The following is a 19,133-nucleotide window of genomic DNA, read 5'->3' on the forward strand; positions in this document are numbered from 1 at the left end:
TGGGGATCGCTATTGCGTGAGCAGGCTGCGCAGCAGCACGTCGGTTACGACGTCGCGCCGGCCGGCGGGGTCGGACAGGATCAGGTTGAAGCGGCGCTTGATCTCGCTGCGCAGGCGGTGCAGCCCGGCCGACCCTTCGAGGTCGTCCTGGTCCAGATTGCGCAGGAACTCCTGCAAGCTGTCGGTCAGCTGCGGCATCGCCTGCTCGACCCGCTGGCGGTCGCGGGGGGAGACGGTCAGCGACAGGCCGATCTTCAGGAAGCGGGAGGGGGTGTCGCGGCGCAGATTGACGACCAGTTCCGGCATCTCGGCCACGGCGTCGGCCGGAACGCTCTCCGCCGCCGGCGCCCACAGCCGTTCAACCGCCGGGGTGCCCGCCGCCAGCCAATAGCCGCCGAGCCCCGCCGCCGCCACCGCGCCCAGCATCAGGACGCCGGCCAGCAGCCGGGCGATCGGCAGGGCGATCACCAGGATCCGTCCCGATCCGCGCAGCCGGTTCAGGATCTCATCCCGTCCCGCGGCCGTTCCCGCCATCCCCATCCGTGTAATCATCGCTCCATCCCGCCAGACATTGCCGAAAATTTTAGTCAATCGAGAGGCTAGTAAAGTTTTAGAAGCTTTGTTCTTGGGGATTGCGCCGTTTTTTACTCCGCTTAAAAGTCGCGCCGTTAGCGTGACGGGGTGCGCAGGGCGAAGACTAGGCCCGCCGATTTTCAGAAACTTTAAAGGTGCGGGGAACCGTGGACAGTCTGATCGACACGTTGCGGTCGTTGGGGCGCGGTCGGCTGCTCGTGCTGGCGGGGACCGGGCTCGGCATCGTCCTGGCCGTCGCCGGCATGGCGCTCCTGCTGTCCCAGCCACACATGACCGCCCTTTACAGCGGCCTGGAACCGGCGGAGGCCGGGCGCATCGCCAAGGCGGTGCAGGAGATGGGCGTGCCGGTCAATGCCGGCTTCGACGGCACGACGATCAGCGTGCCGCAGGCCGACGTCTCCCGCGTCCGCATGGCGCTGGCGGAAAAGGGCCTGCCGTCGCGCGGCGGCGTCGGCTACGAGCTGTTCGATACCGACAAGCCGCTGGGCATCACCAGCTTCATGCAGCGCATCAACCGCCTGCGCGCCATGGAGGGGGAACTCGGCCGCACCATCGAGACGCTGTCCGGCGTCGAGGCCGCCCGCGTCCATATCGTTCTGCCCGAGCGCGAGGAGTTCTCGCGCAGCGCGCCCAAGCCGACCGCCTCGGTGGTGGTGCGCATGCGCGGCCGCGCCGCGATGGACCGCAAGCAGGCTTTGTCGATCCGCCATCTGGTGTCCGCCGCCGTACCCAACCTGAAGCCGAGCGCGGTGACGGTGATGGACTCCTCCGGCGAGCTGCTGCTGACCGAGGATGACGGGCCGGGGCTGGCGTCGGCGCGCACCGACGGTCTGCGTGTCGCGGCGGAAACCCGTGTCGCCCGCGCGGTGGAGCAGATGCTGACCGCCCGTCTCGGCGCCGGCAATGTCCGCGTCCAGGTCGCCGCCGAGGTGGAGACCAAGCGCGAGGTGGTGCGCAGCCAGAGCTTCGATCCCAACAGCCAGGTCGTCCGCTCCACCCAGACCGTGCAGGAGCAGGAGCGCAGCCAGGACAGCAACGGCGAGCCGCCGGTCACCGCCGAGCAGAATCTGCCGCAACGCGACGTGCGCGCCCAATCCCAGGGGCCGCAATCCTCCAACGACACCAAGCGGCAGGAGGAGACGGTCAATTACGAGATCTCCAACGTCAGCCGCGAAACGGTGATCGAGCCGGGCGACGTCCGCCGCCTCAGCGTCGCCGTGCTGGTCAACGGCACCTGGAAGACCGCTCCCGACGGCACCCGCCAGTATGAGCCGCGTTCGACCGAGGAGTTGCGGCGCCTGGGTGAGCTGGTCCGTTCCGCCATGGGCTTCAGCGAGGCGCGCGGCGACCGGGTGACGGTCGACAATCTGGAATTCGTCGATCTGGCGCCCGACCTGACGCCGCGCCCGCTGGGCGACGAGATCGCCGAGACGCTGACCCGCAACATCATGACGCTGATCCAGTGGGTGATCCTGCTGGTGCTGTCGGCCCTGGTGATCCTGGTCGGCCTGCGGCCGCTGATCCGCCGCGTCTTCCCGGCCCCCGGGCCGGTGGCGGCGGAGGCGTCCGCCCCGGCGCTGGCCGCCCCGGCCGGCGGGCCGATGCCGCAGCTGACCGGTCCGGCCATCGCGGGCGCCGGTGCCGCCGGTCTGGCGCCGGCCGATGCCGGGGAGGCGGAGGCCGCCGCCTTCGGGGCCGCGCCGATGGCGCCGCAGCTTGGCATCGAGGAGACGATGGACCAGCTGATCGAGTTGCGCACGGTGGAGGGCCGCGTCCGCGCCTCCTCCATCCGCCGGCTGGGCGAGCTGGTCGACCAGTATCCCGACGAGGCCATCGATATCCTGCGCTCCTGGCTCTATGAGGAGGTGGCGTGATGGCCGCCTACCCGCGCTACCGCTTCGACCACAGCTTCGGCGCCCCCGCCGCCGCGGTGGAGCCCGAGGAGGCCGCCGCCGTCGATCCGCTCGACCTGCCGAGCCTGTCCGAACGCGATCATCTCGCCGCGCTGGCGCGGACCCGCGAGGCCGCACTCGCCGAAGGGGCGGCCCAGGGCCGGCGCGAGGGCGAACTCTCCGCCGCCCGCCGGATCGAGGCGGAGCTTTCCGCCACGCTCGCCCTGTTGGCGCAGCGGATGGCGGCACTCGACACCGACCATGCCGCCCTGATGGAGCGGCTGGAGGCCCAGGGCGCGCTTGTGTTGGTGGCGCTGGTGCGCCGCATGGCGCCGCGCCTGCTCGATCAGGCCGCGCGGGCGGAGGTGGAGCGGCTGGCCGCCGACGCGCTGCGCGCCGCCGGGCGGGCCCCTCTCCTGACCTTGCGCCTGCACCCCTCGCTCCGCCGCCCGCTGGAGGAGCGGCTGGCCGGGCAGGGCCTGTTCCAGGGCCGTCTCGACATCCAGGGCGACCCGACGCTGGCCGTCGGTGCGCTGGAGGCGAGCTGGGGCGCCGGCTCCGTCCGCCGCGATCCCGCCGCCTTCGAGGCGATCATCGCCGACCTGACCGACCGCGCCGTCGCCGCCCTGGCGCCGGCGCTGTCCGCCGACCCGACTTAACCGATCCGGAGCGAGAACCCTCATGCCTCCCTTGAACCTCGACATCCTCGACGACGATTCCAAGCAGGCGGAAAAGGCCCCGGACAGGATTGGCGACAAGCCTTACGACGGGCCGATGAACGCCATCTACAACGTGCCGGTCGATGTGCAGGTCGTGCTCGGCCGCACCAGCATGCTGGTGGCGCAGTTGCTGAAGCTCGGCCGTGGCGCCGTGCTGGAGCTGGAGCGCAAGGTTGACGAGCCGGTCGAGGTGCTGGTCAACCATCGGCTGGTCGCCAGGGGCGAGGTGGTGATCGTCGAGGACCAGCGCCTGGGCGTCACCCTGACCGAGATCGTGCGGACGGAGCTGGAGATCGATTGAGGGGAGCGGTCGCCGCTGGAACCCCCACCCCATCCCTCCCCCGCCCGGCGAGGGAGGGATGGGGTGGGGCATTCGAAGCCGACATTCCTAGCCTCCCCGAAAGCCCCCCGCATGCGCCTGCGCACCCTCGCGATCCTCCTCGCCCTGACCCTTGCCGCCGGCCCCGCTGCGGCGGCGCCGCTCGACCTCAACCTCGGCGCCCTGGGCTCGCTGGCCGACGGGGCGAGCCTGTCCGGGCGCATCGTCCAGGGCATCGTGCTGCTGACGGTGCTGAGCGTGGCGCCGGGCCTGCTGATCATGGTGACCTGCTTCACCCGCATCATCGTCGTGCTGTCGCTGCTGCGCTCGGCGCTGGGGCTCCAGCAGTCGCCGCCGAACATGGTGCTGGTCAGCCTCGCCATGTTCCTGACCTTCCACATCATGGGACCGGTGATCGACAGCGCCTGGCAGGACGGCCTGCGCCCGCTGCTGAACGAGCAGGTGACGCAGGAACAGGGGCTGGAGCGCATGATCGAGCCCTTTCGCGGCTTCATGGCCTCCCATGTCCGCGAGCGCGATCTGGCCGCCTTCGCCGCCTTCACCGCCAAGCCGAAGCCGGCCGGCGAAGAGGCGGCGCAGCCTCCGGAGAAGGACGGGCGGCCGGTGACGGCGGAGAGCGTCGATCTGCGCCTGCTGATGCCGGCCTTCCTGCTGTCGGAGCTGCGCCGCGCCTTCGAGATCGGCTTCCTGCTGTTCCTGCCCTTCCTGGTGATCGACATGGTGGTCGCGGCGATCCTGATGGCGATGGGCATGATGATGCTGCCGCCCGTGATGATCGCGCTGCCCTTCAAGATCATCTTCTTCGTGCTGACCGACGGCTGGTTCCTGATCGCCGGCAGCCTGATCCGCTCCTATGGGGTGTGAGGCGATGGAGGATGCGCCCGCCGCCACCCTGGCCGCCGGTTTGGCCGACAGCCTGCTGGCGCTGGCCCGCCGCCGTGGGGTGGTGGTGGCGGAGGATGGCTCGGTCGCCGGCCTGCTGGCCGCCATCGACACCAACCCGCTGATCCCGCATCCGCTGCTGCTGGTGGCCGGCGCGGTGATGGCGGTGGCCTTCCGCCATGACCGCGCGCTGGGCCTGCCGCCGGCCGATGCCCCGCATGGCGGGGACAATGTCGCCCCGTCCTCCGCCCCCTCCGCCGATTTCTCCTTCTGAAGGTGCCGCCATGGGAACGCCGATCAAGATCCGCGAGAATTACAAGAGCCTGACCGGGGTGGAGAAGAGCGCCGTCATCTTCCTGGCGCTCGGCGAGGAACGCGGTTCGCGGCTGATGGAACGGCTGGACGAGGACGAGATCCGGCTGGTCAGCCGGGCGATGGCGACGCTCGGCAACGTCACCTCCAATCTGGTGGAGACGCTGATGCGCATCTTCACCGAACGCTTCGCCAATGCCGGCTCGGTCGTCGGCTCCTATGACAGCACGGAGCGGATGCTGAACCGTTTCCTGCCGGCCGACCGGGTGACGGAGATCATGGGCGAGATCCGCGGCCCCGCCGGCCGCACCATGTGGGAGAAGATGTCCAACGTGAACGAGGGGGTGCTCGCCAGCTATCTCGCCGGTGAATATCCCCAGACGGCGGCGGTCATCCTGTCCAAGATGCGGCCCGACCATGCGGCCAAGGTGCTGGTTCTGGTGCCCGCCGCCATCCGCATCGAGGTGATCGAGCGCATGATCCAGATCGAATCGGTCCAGCGCGAGGTGCTGCTGGACATCGAATCGATCCTGCACAACGAGTTCATGGCGAATTACGCCCGCACCCACGGCAATGATTCGCTGGAGCGGATGGCCGACATCTTCAATCGCATCGACCGCGAGACCCTGACCGAGATCTTCAGCGATCTCGAAACGGTGATGCCGGAGCCGACCCAGCGCATCAAGCAGCTGATGTTCACCTTCGAGGATCTGATGCGGCTGGACCGCGTGTCGTTGCAGTCGGTGATCCGCCGTTGCGACACCGGCCAGCTCGCCATCGCGCTGAAGGGGGCGGCGGCGGCCCAGCGCGATCATTTCCTGTCGGTGCTGTCGGAGCGGGCCCGCCTGATCCTGCTGGACGAGATCGAGAACATGGGGCCGCTGCGCATGCGCGACGTCAACGATGCCCAGGCGGAGATCGTCCGCGTCGCCAAGGCGATGGCGGAGGACGGCACCATCATCATCCCGCAGTCCGATGACGCCGACAGCGTCGTCTATTGAGCGGGACCGCGCCGAACGGGGACATCCTTTATGGGAACCATCCAAGAATGGCCGGGCGAATGACCGGGCGCGACCTCATCCCCCGGCATGTGCCGCCGCCGGAGCTGCTGGCGGCGCGGTTTTCCGCGACACCCCCGCCCGCCGCGCGGTCGCCGGAAAACACGTCGGAAAGCATGGAGGGGAGCGAGGCGGGGCGACTCGTCCATCGGCTGCTCGACCTTTTGGACTCGCTGTCGCCGGCCGAGGCGGCGCTGGCGCGGGGCTGCCTGCCGCGCTGCGATTCGACCTTCGGCGCCGCGCTCGCCCTGTTCCTGGCGGCGACGGCCGGCGGCTGCCGCGGCTGGCTGGGGCCGGATGCCGGGGCGAGGCTGGCGGATCTGGACGGTGGGCTGCTGCTCGACGAGTGCGACCGGGCGCTGGCCTCGCGCTTCCAGCCGGTCGATGGGCGGCTGTGGCGCCTGTCGCGCGTGCCGCTGCTGGACAGCGACGACGGGCTGCTCTGTGCCGTCGGGATCGAGGATGGCCTGTCCGACAGCGTCACGCTGGTGCTCCAGGCCCGTCCGCCGCGGCTTGGGCCGGTGCAGTTGATGGCGACGTTCGCCGGCCGCCGCCTGGATGTGACTTTGCGTCTGGCGATGGGGCTGCCGTCGTCCGCCCTGGCCGATCTGCATGACAGTTTCCTCGCCGTGCTGGGCGACTGCCGGCTTGACGGCGCGCTGACCGTCGGTCCGCTGGCCGACGCCTGGCTCGGGCTGGACCAGCCCCTCTCCTCCGATCTGGCGCTGTAGCGGCAGGCCTCGGCCCCCACCCTCAACTGTTTGAAATCGGCCAGACCGGAGTCGGCTGTCCTGGCGGCGGTGGTGGCGGCGGCGGTGGTGGCGGCAGCGAGCGCAGCGATGCGCCGGCCGCCTCGCGCAGCGGGGCGAAGCCGGTCTCAGGAAAACGGCGGATCAGCGTCTGGTAGGACGCCCGCGCCACTTCCGTGCAGTTCAAAATGCGGAACTGGTCGCCCTGGCGCAGCAGGGCCGCGGCCTCGTCGGTCTTCACATGGCCGGTGATGGTGGACGCCACGGCATACCACCGGTCATAGGCCGTCCACATGCCGCGCACCGCCGCACCATCGCACCGGCCGGCGGTCAGCGCATTTTCAAGAGCTTGGCGGTAATCGCCGTCGGGCGCTTGTGACATTTGCGCGCAGCCTTGCAGGACGAGCAGGCAAGCAGCGATTGCGGCCGTTGCAAGGACGGGCGCCTTCGTTCCGGACATGGAACCTCCTGAAACGCTCATGCCCGGCGACCCTAGGCCATCAAGGTTAAACCAGCGTTCATGTTTGTAAGCGCAGGCTTTCACCATTTTCACTGCCGTTAACCATAGATGGCAAACGAATTAATGGTAGTCCGGAGCGATCACTCAAGAATCGCTGCGATATTCTAAGTAAAACCCCACATGAATAAAAATTTATCCAGTCTTTAGTCGAACGAAACCATTAAAACCACGTAAAACGGCATGTCTGGCTATGTCTATCCGGGTAGCCCAATCTGTTGACATGCCACCTTTCGATAGGTTCTTTTGAGGCTGTGATAAGCATGAGACATGAGCGCAATTGCGTAAAAAACGATGCTTTATCTAAGCTTGCTCGATAATGGAGAATCCAATGCAGGCCCTGCTGATTGAGCCAGCCGACCTGATCGCCGAAGCCATCGGCAAGCAACTGGCCCTGAGTAAGGTTAACCATGATCGCCTTGACCTGAATGGTCTGCGCGATCTGGTGGGCGGTCATGGCGCGGTCGACCTCCCCCATGACGCGATCATCATCGGCGATGTCGGCGATACCGAAGCCTGCGTCGCCATGCTCCGCGCCCGCAACGTGACCGCCGCGATCATCTGCCTGATCGAACGCCGCTGCGCCAACACCACCGCCGGCATCCTGCGGGCGGGGGCGGACGACGTGCTGGTCAAGCCGATCGTCAGCACCGAAATCCGCGCCCGGCTGGAAGCGATCCGCCGCCGCTCCTACGGGCTGACCAGCAACGCGGTGACGGTCGGCCGCCTCACCGTCTTCCTCGACGGCCGCGATCCGGAGGTCGATGGCGAACGCCTGCGCCTCAGCCAGCGGGAACATGCGATCCTGTCGGTCCTGGCCCTCAACCACCGCCGCGTGGTGTCGAAGGAGCATATCTACGAGGAGGTCTACGGCCTGTCCGGCTCCGATCCGCTCGACAAGGTGATCGACGTCTATATCTGCAAGCTGCGCAAGAAGATCGACACGGCGACCGGCGGCGGCCGCTACATCGAGACCGTCTATGGCCGCGGCTACAAGTTCGAGGCGCCTCCCGATCACATCGCCGCCGACCGCGCCCAGCTGATGCTGGACCGCTGGTCCGCCGTCGGCGGGCTGGCGGCCGGCCGTGTCCCTTTCATCCCGCCGGTGGTGCCGAGCGCCGCCGCCCGTGCCACCGTCCGCGCCGTCGGCCGGTAAAGGCCGGGGAATGTTGAAAGCCGACCGCTGATCCCGTCCGCCCACCCCGTTTTTTCCGTCCCTCCCGAACGCCCGCGATTTTTTACCCCGGCTTAAACCGGCTCCGTCATCTTCGAATTTGCCGCTCGCGCCCCCGCAAACTCAGATCGGGAAGGCCGGCGCGAAGGGCCCCGGCGTCAGAAAGGCGCCATGCATCTCACGAATGGAGATACCCATGGCCTCGATTCTGACCAACGCCTCGGCGATGACCGCGTTGCAGACCCTGCGTCACGTCACCGGTGACCTGGCGACCACGCAGGACCGCATCTCGACCGGCCTGAAGGTCAACAACGCCAAGGACAACGCCGCCTACTGGTCGATCGCCACCACCATGAAGGCCGACGTCGCCGGCTTCAAGGCGGTCAAGGAGTCGCTGGAACTCGGCTCCGGCACCACCAACACCGCATCGGTGGCCGCCAAGAACATCGTCGAGAACCTGCAGACGCTGAAGGCCCGCGTCATCGCCGGCCAGACCAACGGCGTCGACAAGTCGCTGATCCAGAACGACGTCGACCAGCTGGTGAAGCTGATCAAGGGTGCCGCCGCCGACGCGTCCTTCAACGGCGACAACCTGCTGCGCGTCACCTATTCCAACGACGGCACGGCCAAGGACCAGAACGTCTCGATCCTGGCCTCGCTCAGCCGCGGCAACGGCACGGTCGATCCCAGCTACATCGATTTCCAGCGCCAGGACCTGCGCGTCGAATCGATCGTCGGCAAGGCCACCATCGAGCAGCAGATCAATTCGACGAACGCCAAGAAGGCGTCGGTCGACATCAAGTTCGGCGCCCCTGGCGACACCTTCATCAACGGCCAGAATCTCGGCCTCGGCGCCCTGTCGCTGACGGTCACCAAGGAGGACGGCACCAAGGTCGACGTGTCGGTCGATCTGTCGGCGCAGAAGTACGACACCAACCTCGCCACCACCCAGGGCAACATCGCCACGGCGGTCAACACCGCCCTGACCGCCGCCGGCGGCGACTTCCAGGTCGCCTTCACCGGCGACACGCTTTCCTTCACCGACCAGGACAAGAACGCCGACGGCAACTTCACCGCCCAGGTGTCCGGCCTGTGGGTCGGCTCGAAGGAAAGCGACGCGTTCGGCGGCCTCGCCGACCTGACCCAGGTCGATGTCGTCAACAACTCGAAGAAGTCGCTCGAGGTCATCAACAAGCTGCTCGACACCGCCATCGGCAAGGCGTCGGTCATCGGCTCGATCGAGAACCGCGTGTCGGTGCAGAACGACTTCGTCTCCAAGCTGACCGACTCGATGAACAAGGGCATCGGCGCGCTGGTCGACGCCGACATGAACGAGGAATCGAGCCGTTTGCAGGCCCTCCAGGTCCAGCAGCAGCTCGCCACCCAGGCCCTGTCGATCGCCAACCAGGGTCCGCAGAACATCCTGTCGCTGTTCCGCTAAGCCGCCCGCGCGGGCGGCGTCATCGTCCGGGGCGGTGCCAGCCCCTCCCGGACGGTGGCGCCGCCCCGTCGGCCATGCCCGCTCCGGTCACGCCCGTTCGCGCCGGCCGGAGCGGGCATCGCCGACGGATCGCCGGCCCGGCGCCGGCCCATCCTCCGTCTTCAAGACCCATCGCAGGGGTGCGCCCATGAGCATCGCCGCCTATCACCAGACCATTGCCGAGTGCGACGATCCGCGAAAGATCGAATACCGGGTGTTCCTGCGCATCACCCTGGCGCTGGAGCAGAACCGCGACGCCGACTGGCGCTCCGCCGCGCTGAAGGACGCGCTGTGGCGGAACCTGGAGCTGTGGAACGCCCTGCGCGCCGACCTGCTGGAGGACGGCAACGCCCTGCCGGAGGCGTTGCGCGCCGGCCTGGTCTCGCTGTCCTTCGCGGTGAACCGCAACACCCAGCGGGTGCTGCGCGGCGAGGGCGGCATCGACCTGCTGCTGCACATCAACCGGTCGGTGATGCAGGGGCTTCAAGGCCCGGCCGCACCGGCGGCGCGCGAGCTGGTGACGGAGGAGCTGTCCTATGGCACTTAAGCTGCGCCTGAAGCCGTGCGAGCGGGTGGTGATCAACGGCTGCGTCGTCCAGAACGAGAACCGCCGCTACACCCTGACGATCTCCAATTTCGCCCAGATCATCCGTGGCAGCGACATCCTCCAGGAGGAGGACGCGGTCACCCCGGTGCGCCGCGCCTATTTCCTGATCCAGAGCATGCTGCTCGACCCGGCCGTCGCCGCCGGCGGCGGCGGCACGGTCGCGGAGATGATGGCCCAGCTCTACACCACCTTCAACCGGCCCGACATCCAGGACCGCATCGCCCGCGCCATGGGCCATATCGGCGAACGCGACTATTACAAGGCGCTGTCCGCCCTGCGTCCGGTGATGGAGTATGAGGGCACGCTGCTGTCGGCGGTGTCCCCGGCTCCTGCGGCGGCTGCGGCCCGCTCCAGCGACGGCATCGGCCACCACGCGGGAGGGTGACGCCATGCCCACTCCCGTCACCGGCGTGACCGGTCCGACCGGCGAGCGCTCCACCGCCAGCGCCGACATCATCGCCGAGGCGCGCCAGCGTCAGGCCGACCGTCTTCGCGCCGCCCAGGCCGAAACCACCAAACCGACGGAGGTGGTGGAGCGGACCGCCAAGACCGACGCCGCCGAGACGGAGGCGAAGCACGCCTCCCAGCCCTACCGCGTCAATCTCGCCCCAGGCAGCTGCCGGCTCTACACCGAGGTGCTCGACACCGCGACGGGCGAGGTCATCATGCGCATCCCCGCCGGTTATGGCGCCGAAACCGACGCCGTGGACGAGAACCCCGCCATCCCGCCCGAGGGCAAGGGGACGGACGGGACAGGCGGTGTGGTGAAGGGCGGTGAGGTGAAGGCATGACGACGCTCGTCGATCTGCGGGTCGCCAACAAGAATCATGACCGCTATGACCAGGCGGTGCGCAGCCGGCCGGCGGTGCAGCGCGCCATCTCCTACTTCCAGGACAATATCGGTAAGATCACCAGCACCGAGGATTTCATGAAGGACGACAAGCTCTACCGCTTCGTCCTCGACGCCTTCGACCTCGGCAGCCAGGCCAGGTCGCGCGGCCTGATCCGCAAGGTGCTGGAGGAGGGGGTGGGCGACAAATCCTCCACCGCCAACCGGATGAGCGACAGCAAGTTCCGGGAAATGGCCACCATCCTGGGCTTTGCCGAGAACCAGGGCGACAATCTGAAGAAGCCGGCGGTCGTCCAGGCCATCATCGACCGCTACGTCGCGGTGACGCTGGAGGTCGAATCGGAGGACAGGAACCCGGCGGTGCGCCTCGGCCTTTATTTCCAGAGGCGGTCGGCCAACATCTCCAACTGGTATCAGGTGATGGCCGACAACGCCCTGCGCAAGGTGGTCTACACCGCGCTGGGGCTGCCGGAGCAGACGGCGCTTCTGGATGTCGACAAGCAGAAGGCCCTGTTGGAAAAGCGGATGGACATCGCCGACCTGAAGAAGCCGGACAAGGTCGCCAAGCTGCTCGACCGCTTCGCCGCGATGTACGACATGCGGAATGGCGATGCCGCCGCGGCCGCGGCCATCCCGTCGATCGGCCCGGTCTCCCGCCGTGGGCGGGCGTCGATCATCTCCATCGATCCATCCATCACCATGACGCTGATGCGATTCCCGCGCTTCTGATCGGCCGCGGGGCTCGGCCTAGCGGGAGGAGTGCCGCCGTGCAGCCCCCAGCCGGCACCCCGCCGGATTCCCCCCCTCCACAGGACCGCAGGCCGCGCGACCGCATCCGGCCGCCGGCCACCACCGGCGCCGCCGCGGTCCACCTCGCCCGTCTCCTGCCGATGGAGGAGGAGGATGGGCGCGACGCGCTGCATATCCTGCCCCTGTCGATCCTGCCGCTGGAAACGCCGGGACTGCGCCGCGCCCGGCTGATCAAGAATGTCCGGCTGCAAACGGTGGCGGAGCTGTTCAACGACGCCCAGACCGGCAGCGGCCAGATCGGCCTCAACCAGCTGCCGAAATGCTTTTCCGCCGATGGGCCGGGCTTCCGCCGCGACCTGCGCAAGATCTTGCGGATCGGCGAGGCCGCCAGCTTCGACGTCTACAGCCTGCGGCTGGAGCTGCGCCGCCTGAACATCGATGTCGAGGAGGCGGGCGCCCTGCGCCTGTCGGCGGCCAAGCGGGCGGAGCTGACCAGCTACATGCGCGTCTTCACCCGCCCTCTGGTCGAGCATGTCTATGGCGGGCAGGGGGCGGACATCGCCAGCATGGACGATCTGGTGCGCCTGTTCGCCCAGCCCGACGTGGAGGAGGCGCGGCGCCGGCTGCAACTGACCGCCGACCGGCTCGACATTCCCTTGCAGGAGATCCCGGCCTTCCTGGAGGAATATGCCGACATCTTCCTGTCCCTGGCCTATTTCAAGCGCTGCCTGGACGACATCGTGCCGGACGTGCAGGGCTTCCTCGGCTGGATGGCGGAGCTGTTCCAGGTCAGCGAGGTGCGCCGTGACGCCCGCCAGCGCCGCATGCTGGACGAGATCGGCCATGACCTGACCGACATCGCCACCTCGATCACCGGCCGCTTCGAGAGCTTCGACAACCGTTCCCGCGATTTCTGGCGCGACATCAACCCGGAGAGCTTCCGCAGCATCCGCGACCTGATCGTCACCCATCACCTGACCATCGGCGGGGTGCTGTGCGGTCTGGCGGTGAAGATGAATCTGTGGAAGCACCGCTTCGCCCGCGGCGGCGGCCCGGTGCGCCGGCTGGAATTCATCCGTTCGGAGATCCTGCCCGGCCTCGCCCACATCAAGACCATCGAGCAGGCGTCCCGCAACAATATGGGTCTGTGAGGAGCAGCTTGAGAGCGTGCCGGGCAACTCAGGCGAAGCGCCTCGCCCCGGCGACGCACAGCACGACGATGCCGGCGGCGGCCACCATCGTCCAGGCCACCGGCTCGTTCAGCAGCAGCCCGGCCAGCGCCAGTCCGAAGAAGGGTTGCAGCAGTTGCAATTGTCCGACCCCGGCGATGCCGCCCAGGGCCAGCCCGCGATACCAGAAGATGAAGCCGACCAGCATGCTGAAGACCGACACATAGGCCAGCCCCATCCAGGCCGTTCCGTCGATGCCGCTCCAGTCGGCGGGCATCGTCATCAGCGCTACCCCGGCCATTGGCGGCAGCGCCAGCAGCAGGGCCCAGGAGATCACCTGCCAGCCGCCGAGCCGGCGCGACAATGCCGCCCCCTCGGCATAGCCGAGGCCGCAGAGCAGGATCGCCGCCAGCATCAGCAGGTCGCCGGCCAGAGTCCCGCCGCCGCCGTTCAACAGCGCGAAACCGCCGATGCAGGCCGCCCCCAGACCGGAGAACAGCCAGAAGGCAGGCTTCGGCCTTTCACCGCCGCGCAGCACCGCGAAGATCGCGGTGGACAGCGGCAGCAGTCCGATGAAGACCATGGAATGCGCCGAGGTGACATGACGCAGCGCCAGCGCCGTCAGCAGCGGAAAGCCGACCACCACCCCCAGCGCCACGATGGCGAGCGGGCGGAGATCGGCGCGCGCCGGCCTGCTTTGGCGCAGGGCCCACAGAAGGGCCGCGCCGAGCAGGGCGGCGATCAGGGCGCGGGCCGAGGTCAGGAACAGCGGGGCGAATCCGCCGACGGCGACCCGCGTCGCCGGCAGCGACCCGCTGAAGATGATCACGCCGAGCAGTCCGCTTCCAAAGCCCCGTCCCATTCCCGTCTTCCCGTTCCTGTCTGTTTTACCGTCCGCTGGTGCCGCGATCCTAAGGAACGTCGGCCGCGGCCGACAGGGACAGTCCAATACAATCCGGCCAAACTGTATGGTAACGATGACCAATACGGATTGGGGGCAGGGCATGGAGACCGGCGGGAGGGATGGCGGGGCGACGCGCACCGGTGCGGTGATGGCGGCCATCCGGGCGAAGATGGCGGCCGGCGCCCTGGCCCCCGGCGACCGCCTGCCGTCGATCCGCCGCCTGGCTGGAACCATGGGGGTGTCGCCATCCACGGTGGTGGAGGCCTATGACCGCCTTGCCGCCGAGGGGCTGATCCGGGCCCGGCGGGGATCGGGCTTCTACGCGGTCGGCGGCGGCCTGCCGGCTGCGGCACTGGTTCCGGCCGGGCCGCAGCGCGACCGGGCGATCGACCCCTTCTGGGTGTCGCGCCAGTCGCTCGACGCCGCCGCGTCCGTTTTGAAGCCGGGCTGCGGCTGGCTGCCGGAGGATTGGATGCCGGTTCCGGCCCTGCGCCGTGGCTTGCGGTCGCTGGCCCGCGCCGCCGATGCCCTGCTCGTCGATTATGGCGGTACCCGTGGCTCGCCTGCATTGTGCCGCCTGCTGCTCGGCCGCTTCGCCGAGGAGGGGATCGAGGCGTCGCCCGATCACCTGCTGCTGACCGGATCGGGAACGCAGTCGGCCGATCTGGTCTGCCGCCTGCTGCTGCGGCCGGGCGACACCGTGCTGATCGACGATCCCTGCTATTTCAATTTCCAGGCCCTGCTGCGGGTCCATCGGGTGCGGGTCGTCGGCGTGCCCTACACGCCGTCCGGTCCCGATCCGGCGGCCTTCGCCGCGGTGCTGGCGGCGGAGCGGCCACGCCTCTACCTGACCAATTCCGCCCTGCACAACCCGACCGGGGCCAGCCTGTCGCCGCAGACCGCGCACCGGGTCCTCAGCCTCGCGGCGGCCCATGACCTGATCATCGTCGAGGATGATATCTTCGCCGATTTCGAACCGGAGCCGTCGCCGTGCCTAGCCGTGCTCGACGGCTTTGACCGGGTGGTCCGCATCGGCAGCTTTTCCAAGACGCTGTCCGCCTCGGTCCGCTGCGGCTACATCGCGGCAAGGGCCGACTGGATCGAGGCGTTGCTTGATCTCCAGGTCGCCATCGGCTTCGGCGGGCCCAGTCCGCTGGCGGCCGAACTGATTGCCGGCGTGCTGGCGGAAGGGGCCTATCGCCGGCATATGGCCGGACTGCGCCACCGTCTGGAGCGGGCACGGCGGGAGACGGCGAACCGTCTGGCGCCGCTCGGGATCCAGCCCTGGCTGATGCCGCGGGGCGGCTTCTATCTCTGGTGCCGCCTGCCGGACGGGGTGGATTCCGCCGACCTCGCCCGTGCCGCCGTGGCGGAGGACATCGTGCTGGCGCCCGGCAACGTGTTCAGCCTGTCCCGCAGCGCCGGGAACTTCCTGCGCTTCAACGTGACGCAATCGGGCGATCCGCGTGTCATCGACCTGCTGCGCCGGTCGCTCCCGACCACGGCATAAGGTGGTTTCGGGTGCGTGCCGCCTCATCCCGCCTTGCGCACCGTCCCCGCGGCGCCGGCCTTGGCCGTCGCCTCCAGGCTGTAGAGCTTCGCCAGCAGCTGCGGCGCCGGCTGTTCGCCCGCCGTCGCGGTGACGGGTGCCGCCGCCGCCCTCTCCGCCACCGGAGCGGCCTTGCGGCGCAGCGCCTCCGCCAGCGCCTGGGGGGAGGGCGGGGACGGATCGGCGCCGTCTCCGCCGCCGGCCATCCAGGGCAGCGCTGGCGTTGCCGAGCCGTCCGCCATCGCCGTTCCTTTGGCGTCGTCGCCCTCCTCCAGCAGGCTGCCGATATGGCCCAGCACGGTGTCGCCGGTGATCTCCTCGAAGGCGACCATGGCGGCGCTGCCGATCAGGCCGGGCAGGCCGCCGAACAGGAAACCGCCGGCCAGCCGGGCGGGAATCGAGATGGTCTCCCCCGTCGCCTCGCGATAGACCGATCCGACCACCGGCAATTGCTGGAGCGGGTTGACCACGTCGATCAGGTCGTCGAAGCCGACGCTCATCCTGTCAGCCAGCGTTTCCTCCGGCTCGGCGGGCGGTTTGCGCTGGGTGGTCGGCGGGGTGACGGCCTGGGCGGCCAGCCGTTTGTCGATGGCTGGGGAATTGACGCTCATGCAGGATCTCCGATGGCGGCGAGCAGCGACTCCAGCCGCGTGAAGCTGTCGGCGGAGGGGGAGGGATCGTCCTTGCCCTGGCGCAGGAACTCCTCCAACCGCGGGTGCAGGTCGATGGCGGCGTCGGTCTCCGGATCGGTGCCGCGCTTGTAGGCGCCGAGCCGGATCATCTCCTTCATGCCGTCATAGGTGGCGGCCAGCGCGCGGGTGCGGCCGACGATGCGGTTCTCTTCCACCCCATGGCAGCCGGGCAGGCTGCGCGACACGCTGCGCAGCAGGTTGACGGCGGGATAGCGCCCCTGCTCGGCGATCCCGCGGTCGAGCACCAGATGCCCGTCGAGGATGCCGCGCACCGCGTCGGCGATCGGTTCGTCATGGTCGTCGCCATCGACCAGGACGGTGAAGATGGCGGTGATGTCACCCTCTCCAACACCTTCCGGACCAGGTCCGGCGCGCTCCAGCAGGCGGGGCAGCTCGGCGAAGACGCTGGGCGGATAGCTCTTGGCGGTCGGCGGCTCGCCGGCGGCCAGCCCGATCTCGCGCTGGGCCATGGCGAAGCGGGTGACGCTGTCCATCAGGCAGAGGACATGTTTACCCTGATCGCGCATCTCCTCGGCCACCGTCATGGTGAGGAGCGCCGCCTGCCGGCGCATCAGCGGCGGCTCGTCCGAGGTGGCGACGATGACGACGGAGCGCGCCAACCCCTCCGGTCCCAGATCGTCCTGGATGAATTCGCGCACTTCGCGCCCGCGCTCGCCGATCAGGCCGATGACGATGGTGTCGGCCTCGGCATGGCGGGCGACCATCGCCAGCAGGGTCGATTTGCCGACCCCCGACCCGGCGAAGACGCCCAGCCGCTGGCCGCGGCAGAGCGGTACGAAACCGTCGATCACCCGGATGCCGCTGTCGATCCGCCGGCCCACCCGGCGCCGGGCGCAGGCGGCCGGCGGCGGCTGGCGCAAGGCCCGTGGATGCTCGCCATTCGCCAACGGACCCTTGCCGTCGATCGGCTCGCCCAGCGCGTTCACCACCCGGCCGAGCCAGCCCTGACCGGGCCTGAGCGTGAAGGCGCTGTCGTCGGTGACGGCGGCGCAGCCCTCCGCCACGCCGTCGAGACTGTCGAAGGCCATCAGCAGCGAGCGGCCGTTGCGGAAGCCGATGGTCTCGCACAGCACGCGGCCGCCGCGCAGCGTCTCCGCATGGCATTTGTCGCCGACCGACAGCACGCGTTGCAGCCCGTCCACCTCCAGCGTCATGCCGGCGGCGGAGCGGACTTCCCCGCGCCACTGGCGCGTCGGCAGCCGGTCGAGTTCGGCCGCCAGTGTGGCGAGTGCCGGCATCGGCGTCGTCTCCCTCATGCCCATCGATGAAGACAGCCTAGAGCAGGGAATTTAAATCCGGTTTTAAACGGCCCGCCTCATCGTCCCGTCCTGTGTCCTGCGGGAATTTGGTGGAACGAGGCCGCAATGGATTTGAGCAAAATCGGGTTCTTTCAGCTTGCCGGAACGCGCCTGGACTATCTGGCGCAGCGGCAGAAGCTGATCGCCGAGAATGTCGTGAACGCCAACACGCCCGACTACCAGGCGCGCGACCTGAAATCCTTCGACAGCCTGATGGACGGCATCCGCCCGGTGGAGGCCGCCCGCACCTCCGGCCTGCATCTGGCGAGCAGCCGCTCGACCGCCGGTTTCCGCGAGGAGGGCAAGGCCGCCCTGTGGGAATCGACGCCGTCGGGCAACGCGGTGTCGCTGGAGCAGGAGATGATCAAGGGCGGCGAGACCCGCGACGCCTTCGCGCTGACCACCAGCCTGTTCCAGCGCAATGTGCAGATGCTGCGCATGGCCTGGAAGAATGGTTAAGGACGGAGACCAGCCATGATGAACGATGTCCTCGGCGCCACGCTGAAGATCGCCGGAGCCGGGCTTCAGGCGCAATCGACCCGCCTGCGGGTGGTGGCGGAAAACCTCGCCAATGCCGACAGCACCGCCACCGCCAAGGGTGGCGACCCCTACCGCCGCAAGACGGTGTCCTTCGACAGCGTGATGGACCGCGGCGTCGGGGCGGAGCTGGTGCGGGTCAAGCAGATCGGCCGCGACCGCAGCGACTTCCAGCTGGCCTACGACCCCTCCCACCCGGCGGCCGATGACAAGGGCTATGTCAAGAAGCCGAACGTCCAGCCACTGGTCGAGATGATGGACATGCGCGAGGCCGGCCGCGCCTTCGAGGCCAGCATGAACGTCATCGAACAATCCCGCGCGATGATGACCCGCGTCGTCGACCTGCTGCGCAGCTGAGGAGCCGTTCCATGATCGAGATGTCCGTCGGCCGCGTCGCCGCCGCCTATGCCGCCAACCGCAGCCCCATCGCCAGCGGCGTCGCCGAGGCCCAGGCGGCGACCTCGCCGCTCTCCGCCGCCGGGCGGACCGACGCGGTGGCGGCCGGCGCTGAGAGCGACTTCGGCGGCTTCCTCGACAAGTCGATCTCCCAGGCGGTCGATACGCTGAAGGAGAGCGAACGCGTGTCGCTCGCCGCCGTGTCGGGCAAGGCCAGCGCCCAGGATGTGGTGCGCTCCGTCCTCGCCGCCGAGATGACGGTGCAGAGCGTCGTCGCCATCCGCGACAAGATGGTCCAGGCCTATCAGGAAATCATGCGCATCGCGGTGTGAGCGGGTGCGCATAAGGGCTTAAGGAGGAACCCCGCTCCATGAACCAGGCCGATGTGCTGGAAGTGCTGCGCGGCGGCATCTGGACGACGCTGCTGGTCGCCGCCCCGCCGCTGATCGTCGCGGTGGTGGTGGGTGTCGGCATCTCGCTGGTGCAGGCGCTGACCCAGGTGCAGGAGATGACGCTGACCTTCGTGCCGAAGATCGTCGCGATCCTGGTGGTGACGGTGCTGGCGCTGCCCTTCATGTATGGCGCGCTCGCCACCTACGCCGACCGTCTCAGCGACCTGATCGTCGCCATCGACTGACGCGCT

At 68.6% G+C, this 19,133-nt stretch carries 24 protein-coding genes; 19 read left to right on the top strand and 5 right to left on the bottom strand.

The features are described from left to right. Nucleotides 1–9 precede the first annotated feature (9 nt). Nucleotides 10–534, bottom strand: a complete 525-nt coding sequence (gene fliL, locus AZL_RS30560) for a flagellar basal body-associated FliL family protein (protein ID WP_042446556.1) — start codon at nucleotides 532–534, stop codon at nucleotides 10–12. 206 nt (nucleotides 535–740) lie between these two features. On the opposite strand from fliL, the gene fliF reads away from it, so the two are divergent. From fliF to AZL_RS30595, 7 genes are all read left to right on the top strand, one after another. Beyond that, nucleotides 741–2,468 (top strand): flagellar basal-body MS-ring/collar protein FliF, encoded by a 1,728-nt coding sequence (gene fliF / locus AZL_RS30565; protein ID WP_042446558.1) that lies wholly within the window; start codon nucleotides 741–743, stop codon nucleotides 2,466–2,468. Further along, nucleotides 2,468–3,145, top strand: a complete 678-nt coding sequence (locus tag AZL_RS30570) for a flagellar assembly protein FliH (RefSeq protein ID WP_042446561.1) — start codon at nucleotides 2,468–2,470, stop codon at nucleotides 3,143–3,145. The genes fliF and AZL_RS30570 overlap by 1 nt, the downstream gene beginning before the upstream one ends. A 22-nt stretch (nucleotides 3,146–3,167) precedes the next feature. Beyond that, complete coding sequence (gene fliN / locus AZL_RS30575; RefSeq protein WP_012978236.1) at nucleotides 3,168–3,506, top strand: flagellar motor switch protein FliN; 339 nt, start codon at nucleotides 3,168–3,170, stop codon at nucleotides 3,504–3,506. 111 nt (nucleotides 3,507–3,617) lie between these two features. Further along, nucleotides 3,618–4,409 (top strand): flagellar type III secretion system pore protein FliP, encoded by a 792-nt coding sequence (fliP, locus tag AZL_RS30580; protein WP_042446564.1) that lies wholly within the window; start codon nucleotides 3,618–3,620, stop codon nucleotides 4,407–4,409. A gap of 4 nt (nucleotides 4,410–4,413) precedes the next feature. Further along, a complete protein-coding gene (locus AZL_RS30585; protein WP_148219771.1) occupies nucleotides 4,414–4,701 on the top strand; it encodes a hypothetical protein in 288 nt (95 codons plus the stop codon). 10 nt (nucleotides 4,702–4,711) lie between these two features. Continuing rightward, the gene (locus tag AZL_RS30590) at nucleotides 4,712–5,740 is read left to right on the top strand and encodes a flagellar motor switch protein FliG (RefSeq protein WP_012978239.1); all 1,029 of its coding nucleotides are present in this window, start codon (nucleotides 4,712–4,714) and stop codon (nucleotides 5,738–5,740) included. A 59-nt stretch (nucleotides 5,741–5,799) separates the two neighbouring features. Beyond that, nucleotides 5,800–6,528, top strand: coding sequence for a hypothetical protein (locus AZL_RS30595; protein WP_148219772.1), 729 nt, complete (start codon nucleotides 5,800–5,802; stop codon nucleotides 6,526–6,528). A gap of 22 nt (nucleotides 6,529–6,550) precedes the next feature. Here AZL_RS30595 and AZL_RS30600 read toward each other — a convergent pair whose 3' ends face one another. Further along, a complete protein-coding gene (locus AZL_RS30600; RefSeq protein ID WP_247894570.1) occupies nucleotides 6,551–6,928 on the bottom strand; it encodes a hypothetical protein in 378 nt (125 codons plus the stop codon). 466 nt (nucleotides 6,929–7,394) lie between these two features. Between AZL_RS30600 and AZL_RS30605 the strand changes: the two genes are divergently transcribed. The 7 genes from AZL_RS30605 (at nucleotide 7,395) to AZL_RS30635 (ending at nucleotide 13,075) form a co-directional block, all read left to right on the top strand. Next, the gene (locus tag AZL_RS30605) at nucleotides 7,395–8,219 is read left to right on the top strand and encodes a winged helix-turn-helix domain-containing protein (protein ID WP_012978242.1); all 825 of its coding nucleotides are present in this window, start codon (nucleotides 7,395–7,397) and stop codon (nucleotides 8,217–8,219) included. Nucleotides 8,220–8,433: 214 nt separating this feature from the next. After that, complete coding sequence (locus tag AZL_RS37580) at nucleotides 8,434–9,678, top strand: flagellin (protein WP_012978243.1); 1,245 nt, start codon at nucleotides 8,434–8,436, stop codon at nucleotides 9,676–9,678. 187 nt (nucleotides 9,679–9,865) lie between these two features. Further along, nucleotides 9,866–10,264: a flagellar biosynthesis regulator FlaF gene (locus tag AZL_RS30615; RefSeq protein ID WP_012978244.1), complete on the top strand. Its 399-nt coding sequence runs from the start codon at nucleotides 9,866–9,868 to the stop codon at nucleotides 10,262–10,264. After that, nucleotides 10,254–10,709, top strand: coding sequence for a flagellar biosynthesis repressor FlbT (locus tag AZL_RS30620; RefSeq protein WP_012978245.1), 456 nt, complete (start codon nucleotides 10,254–10,256; stop codon nucleotides 10,707–10,709). Before AZL_RS30615 ends, AZL_RS30620 begins: the two co-directional genes overlap by 11 nt. Before the next feature lie 4 nt (nucleotides 10,710–10,713). Beyond that, nucleotides 10,714–11,115 carry a hypothetical protein gene (locus AZL_RS30625; protein WP_042446567.1) on the top strand — a complete coding sequence of 134 codons (402 nt, stop codon included), beginning with the start codon at nucleotides 10,714–10,716 and terminating at the stop codon, nucleotides 11,113–11,115. Next, nucleotides 11,112–11,903 carry a DUF1217 domain-containing protein gene (locus tag AZL_RS30630; protein ID WP_012978246.1) on the top strand — a complete coding sequence of 264 codons (792 nt, stop codon included), beginning with the start codon at nucleotides 11,112–11,114 and terminating at the stop codon, nucleotides 11,901–11,903. Before AZL_RS30625 ends, AZL_RS30630 begins: the two co-directional genes overlap by 4 nt. 38 nt (nucleotides 11,904–11,941) lie before the next feature. Further along, nucleotides 11,942–13,075 (top strand): hypothetical protein, encoded by a 1,134-nt coding sequence (locus AZL_RS30635; protein WP_012978247.1) that lies wholly within the window; start codon nucleotides 11,942–11,944, stop codon nucleotides 13,073–13,075. 28 nt (nucleotides 13,076–13,103) lie between these two features. On the opposite strand, the gene AZL_RS30640 is transcribed toward AZL_RS30635, so the two are convergent. Next, complete coding sequence (locus AZL_RS30640) at nucleotides 13,104–13,955, bottom strand: DMT family transporter (RefSeq protein WP_012978248.1); 852 nt, start codon at nucleotides 13,953–13,955, stop codon at nucleotides 13,104–13,106. Between the two features lie 142 nt (nucleotides 13,956–14,097). Here AZL_RS30640 and AZL_RS30645 point away from each other — a divergent pair, with 142 nt between their 5' ends. After that, nucleotides 14,098–15,507, top strand: coding sequence for a PLP-dependent aminotransferase family protein (locus tag AZL_RS30645; RefSeq protein ID WP_012978249.1), 1,410 nt, complete (start codon nucleotides 14,098–14,100; stop codon nucleotides 15,505–15,507). A 23-nt stretch (nucleotides 15,508–15,530) separates the two neighbouring features. Here the strand turns inward: AZL_RS30645 and AZL_RS30650 are convergent, their stop codons facing one another. Further along, nucleotides 15,531–16,157: a hypothetical protein gene (locus tag AZL_RS30650; protein ID WP_012978250.1), complete on the bottom strand. Its 627-nt coding sequence runs from the start codon at nucleotides 16,155–16,157 to the stop codon at nucleotides 15,531–15,533. After that, nucleotides 16,154–17,497 (bottom strand): flagellar protein export ATPase FliI, encoded by a 1,344-nt coding sequence (gene fliI, locus AZL_RS30655; RefSeq protein ID WP_012978251.1) that lies wholly within the window; start codon nucleotides 17,495–17,497, stop codon nucleotides 16,154–16,156. Before fliI ends, AZL_RS30650 begins: the two co-directional genes overlap by 4 nt. 126 nt (nucleotides 17,498–17,623) lie before the next feature. Here fliI and AZL_RS30660 point away from each other — a divergent pair, with 126 nt between their 5' ends. Genes AZL_RS30660 through fliQ form a run of 4 tightly spaced genes read left to right on the top strand, consistent with a single transcriptional unit; the run spans nucleotide 17,624 to nucleotide 19,127 of the window. Continuing rightward, nucleotides 17,624–18,016, top strand: coding sequence for a flagellar basal body rod protein FlgG (locus tag AZL_RS30660; protein WP_012978252.1), 393 nt, complete (start codon nucleotides 17,624–17,626; stop codon nucleotides 18,014–18,016). Nucleotides 18,017–18,031: 15 nt separating this feature from the next. Then, nucleotides 18,032–18,451, top strand: coding sequence for a flagellar basal body rod protein FlgC (flgC, locus tag AZL_RS30665; protein ID WP_012978253.1), 420 nt, complete (start codon nucleotides 18,032–18,034; stop codon nucleotides 18,449–18,451). 11 nt (nucleotides 18,452–18,462) lie between these two features. After that, a complete protein-coding gene (locus AZL_RS30670) occupies nucleotides 18,463–18,822 on the top strand; it encodes a flagellar hook-basal body complex protein FliE (RefSeq protein ID WP_012978254.1) in 360 nt (119 codons plus the stop codon). A gap of 38 nt (nucleotides 18,823–18,860) precedes the next feature. Then, a complete protein-coding gene (gene fliQ, locus AZL_RS30675; RefSeq protein WP_012978255.1) occupies nucleotides 18,861–19,127 on the top strand; it encodes a flagellar biosynthesis protein FliQ in 267 nt (88 codons plus the stop codon). Nucleotides 19,128–19,133 lie beyond the last annotated feature (6 nt).

It is taken from the genome of Azospirillum sp. B510, from assembly GCF_000010725.1.
GTDB lineage: Bacteria > Pseudomonadota > Alphaproteobacteria > Azospirillales > Azospirillaceae > Azospirillum > Azospirillum lipoferum_B.

What these genes read in the sequence shown, in the direction of transcription:
- AZL_RS30670 (WP_012978254.1), top strand. Translation starts at nt 18,463, where the DNA reads ATGATCGAGATGTCCGTCGGCCGCGTCGCCGCCGCCTATGCCGCCAAC.
- AZL_RS30625 (WP_042446567.1), top strand. Translation starts at nt 10,714, where the DNA reads ATGCCCACTCCCGTCACCGGCGTGACCGGTCCGACCGGCGAGCGCTCC.
- AZL_RS30605 (WP_012978242.1), top strand. Translation starts at nt 7,395, where the DNA reads ATGCAGGCCCTGCTGATTGAGCCAGCCGACCTGATCGCCGAAGCCATC.
- AZL_RS30585 (WP_148219771.1), top strand. Translation starts at nt 4,414, where the DNA reads ATGGAGGATGCGCCCGCCGCCACCCTGGCCGCCGGTTTGGCCGACAGC.
- fliP (WP_042446564.1), top strand. Translation starts at nt 3,618, where the DNA reads ATGCGCCTGCGCACCCTCGCGATCCTCCTCGCCCTGACCCTTGCCGCC.
- fliN (WP_012978236.1), top strand. Translation starts at nt 3,168, where the DNA reads ATGCCTCCCTTGAACCTCGACATCCTCGACGACGATTCCAAGCAGGCG.
- fliI (WP_012978251.1), bottom strand. Translation starts at nt 17,497, where the DNA reads ATGCCGGCACTCGCCACACTGGCGGCCGAACTCGACCGGCTGCCGACG.
- flgC (WP_012978253.1), top strand. Translation starts at nt 18,032, where the DNA reads ATGATGAACGATGTCCTCGGCGCCACGCTGAAGATCGCCGGAGCCGGG.
- AZL_RS30630 (WP_012978246.1), top strand. Translation starts at nt 11,112, where the DNA reads ATGACGACGCTCGTCGATCTGCGGGTCGCCAACAAGAATCATGACCGC.
- AZL_RS30615 (WP_012978244.1), top strand. Translation starts at nt 9,866, where the DNA reads ATGAGCATCGCCGCCTATCACCAGACCATTGCCGAGTGCGACGATCCG.
- AZL_RS30570 (WP_042446561.1), top strand. Translation starts at nt 2,468, where the DNA reads ATGGCCGCCTACCCGCGCTACCGCTTCGACCACAGCTTCGGCGCCCCC.
- fliL (WP_042446556.1), bottom strand. Translation starts at nt 534, where the DNA reads ATGGCGGGAACGGCCGCGGGACGGGATGAGATCCTGAACCGGCTGCGC.
- AZL_RS30590 (WP_012978239.1), top strand. Translation starts at nt 4,712, where the DNA reads ATGGGAACGCCGATCAAGATCCGCGAGAATTACAAGAGCCTGACCGGG.
- AZL_RS30620 (WP_012978245.1), top strand. Translation starts at nt 10,254, where the DNA reads ATGGCACTTAAGCTGCGCCTGAAGCCGTGCGAGCGGGTGGTGATCAAC.
- AZL_RS30650 (WP_012978250.1), bottom strand. Translation starts at nt 16,157, where the DNA reads ATGAGCGTCAATTCCCCAGCCATCGACAAACGGCTGGCCGCCCAGGCC.
- AZL_RS30595 (WP_148219772.1), top strand. Translation starts at nt 5,800, where the DNA reads ATGACCGGGCGCGACCTCATCCCCCGGCATGTGCCGCCGCCGGAGCTG.
- fliQ (WP_012978255.1), top strand. Translation starts at nt 18,861, where the DNA reads ATGAACCAGGCCGATGTGCTGGAAGTGCTGCGCGGCGGCATCTGGACG.
- AZL_RS37580 (WP_012978243.1), top strand. Translation starts at nt 8,434, where the DNA reads ATGGCCTCGATTCTGACCAACGCCTCGGCGATGACCGCGTTGCAGACC.
- AZL_RS30645 (WP_012978249.1), top strand. Translation starts at nt 14,098, where the DNA reads ATGGAGACCGGCGGGAGGGATGGCGGGGCGACGCGCACCGGTGCGGTG.
- AZL_RS30660 (WP_012978252.1), top strand. Translation starts at nt 17,624, where the DNA reads ATGGATTTGAGCAAAATCGGGTTCTTTCAGCTTGCCGGAACGCGCCTG.
- AZL_RS30640 (WP_012978248.1), bottom strand. Translation starts at nt 13,955, where the DNA reads ATGGGACGGGGCTTTGGAAGCGGACTGCTCGGCGTGATCATCTTCAGC.
- AZL_RS30600 (WP_247894570.1), bottom strand. Translation starts at nt 6,928, where the DNA reads ATGTCACAAGCGCCCGACGGCGATTACCGCCAAGCTCTTGAAAATGCG.